This is a genomic window from Nocardia tenerifensis NBRC 101015 (assembly GCF_000308715.1).
Lineage (GTDB): Bacteria > Actinomycetota > Actinomycetes > Mycobacteriales > Mycobacteriaceae > Nocardia > Nocardia tenerifensis.
This window is the reverse complement of the sequence record NZ_BAGH01000171.1, coordinates 1-2,419: the sequence shown is the minus strand read 5'-3', so window position 1 is coordinate 2,419 and position 2,419 is coordinate 1. Positions and strand designations below refer to the sequence as shown.

The window sequence follows — 2,419 nt, the reverse complement described above, 5'->3', positions numbered from 1 at the left end:
ACGCCCTCAGCCCGGCCGAACGCCGCGTCGCCGCCCTCGCCGCGCGCGGCAAACGCAACCGCGACATCGCCGCCGCCCTCGACATCACCACCAGCACGGTCGAGCAGCACCTCACCCGCGTCTATCGCAAGCTCGAGATCTCCCGCCGGACCGAACTCGCCTTCGCCATGGGCGAAACCTGAACTCAGTCCGTCGGCCGGTTGTCGATCACCCTGCGCGCCTTGCCGATCGAGCGTTCGATCGCCCCGGGCGCGACGACCTGTACGGAAACGGTCACGCCCACACGGTCTTTGATCAGCGTGCGCAGGGCGGTCGACGCGGTGGAGTACTGATCATGGAGGACGGCGGGCCGGGCCTCGACCCGGATGGTCAAGGTGTCCATGCGGCCGGTGCGTTCGAGCACGCAGTGGAACTGCGGCGCCAGCGCCGGGACGGTCAGGATGAGTTCCTCTATCTGCGTGGGGAACAGGTTGACCCCGCGCAGGATGATCATGTCGTCGCTGCGCCCGGTGACCTTCTGCATGCGGCGCATGGTGCGGGCGGTCCCCGGCAGCAGGCGGGTCAGGTCGCGGGTGCGGTAGCGCACGATCGGCATCGCCTCCTTCGACAGCGAGGTGAACACGAGCTCGCCCTCCGCGCCGTCCGGCAGCACCGCGCCGGTCTCCGGATCGATGACCTCCGGATAGAAGTGGTCCTCCCAGATGTGCAGTCCGTCTTTGGTTTCCACGCACTCCATGGCGACGCCGGGGCCGATCACCTCGGAGAGTCCGTAGATGTCGACGGCGTCCATGGCGAGGGTCTGCTCGATCTCGTCGCGCATCCGCTCGGTCCAGGGTTCGGCCCCGAACACCCCGATCCGCAGCGAGGTGGCGGCGGGGTCGAGGCCCTTGGCGACCATGGCGTCGGCGATGGTGAGCATGTAGGAGGGCGTGACGAGGATCGCGTCGGGCCGGAAGTCGGCGATGAGCTGGATCTGACGCTCGGTCATCCCGCCGGACATCGGAATCACGGTGCAGCCCAGCCGTTCCGCGCCGTAATGCGCGCCGAGCCCGCCGGTGAACAGCCCGTAGCCATAGGCGACGTGCACGATGTCGGTGGGCTTGACCCCGCCGGCCCGCAGGCTCCGCGCGACGAGCTCGGCCCAGTTGCCGAGGTCGTTCGCGGTGTAGCCGACGACGGTCGGCCAGCCGGTGGTGCCGGAGGACGCGTGGATGCGCGACACCCGATCTCGCGGCACCGCGAACATGCCGAACGGATAGTTCGCGCGCAGTTCCTTTTTCGTCGTGAACGGGAACTTGGCCAGATCGCCGAGGTCCTTCAGATCGCCCGGATGGACTCCGGCGTCGTCGAACGCGCGCCGGTAATGCGGCACGTTGGTGTACGCGTGGTGTAGCGACCAGCGCAGCCGTTCTAGCTGGAGCGTGGAAATGCGGTCCCGCGAGGCGAATTCGATATCCGAGTCGGGGGTGTCGGTGGGGGTCGGTACCACGCCGGTCATCGCAGAGCTCCAGGGTCAGACGTCGAAATCGACTTGCAGGGTGTCACTTAAGGGAAAGGATTGGCAGGTGAGCACGAATCCGGCGGCGACCTCGGACTCGTCGAGCGCGTAGTTGCGGCGCAGCTCCACCTCGCCGCGGGTGACCACGGCGCGGCAGGTGCCGCAGACGCCGCCCTTGCACGCGAAGGGCAGATCCGAGCGCATGCGCGAACCGGAGTCGAGCACCGACTCGTCCCTCGGGATCGCACCGGTGACCGACCGGCCGTCGAGCGTGAGGGTGACCTCGCTGGTCGGGCCGGTCACGCCGGGTTCGCGGTGCCGCTCGGGCGGCGGCGGGACGTCGCCGACGTAGAACAGCTCGTGATGGATTCGGCTCCGGTCGATGCCGAGTGCGGCGAGCACGCCTTGCGCGTCGGTGATCATGCCGTGCGGGCCGCAGAGCCAGAAGTGGTCGATCTCGGCGACCGGCACTACCGCGCACAGGATTTCGCGCAGGCGCCGGGCATCCAGTCTGCCGCTGAAGAGTTCGACCTCGCGCGGCTCGCGCGAGAGCACGTGGATGAGGTGCAGGCGCGGACCGAACCGGTCCTTGAGGTCGGCGATCTCCTCGGCGAACATCACCGACCGGGTGCGCCGATTGCCGTACAGCAGAACGACTTCTGCCGCCGGGTTGGCCAGCATGGACGACGCGATCGAGAGCATCGGCGTGATGCCGGACCCGGCGGCGATCAGCACGTGCCTGCCGCCCCGCGCCGGGTCGGCGACGAACGTGCCGGTCGGTCCCTGGACCTCGATCTCGTCGCCCGCCCTGACCTGATGCACCAGCCACGAGGAGAACAGCCCGTCGCTCACCTCGCGCACGCCGACCCGCGGCGGCGAGCCCGCCGGCGCGCAGATGGAGTAGGAGTGGCGATGCTCGAC

3 protein-coding genes are annotated in these 2,419 nt (G+C 69.0%); 1 reads left to right on the top strand and 2 read right to left on the bottom strand.

What is annotated here, in order from left to right; all coding sequences use genetic code 11:
* Nucleotides 1-182: helix-turn-helix domain-containing protein (locus tag ON39_RS13645; RefSeq protein WP_040734286.1), on the top strand; the 182-nt coding region annotated here is incomplete at its 5' end.
* Between the two features lie 2 nt (nucleotides 183-184).
* Here ON39_RS13645 and paaK read toward each other — a convergent pair.
* A complete protein-coding gene (gene paaK / locus ON39_RS13640) occupies nucleotides 185-1,498 on the bottom strand; it encodes a phenylacetate--CoA ligase PaaK (protein WP_040734284.1) in 1,314 nt (437 codons plus the stop codon).
* 15 nt (nucleotides 1,499-1,513) lie between these two features.
* Nucleotides 1,514-2,419: 2Fe-2S iron-sulfur cluster-binding protein (locus ON39_RS13635; protein WP_040734283.1), on the bottom strand; the 906-nt coding region annotated here is incomplete at its 5' end.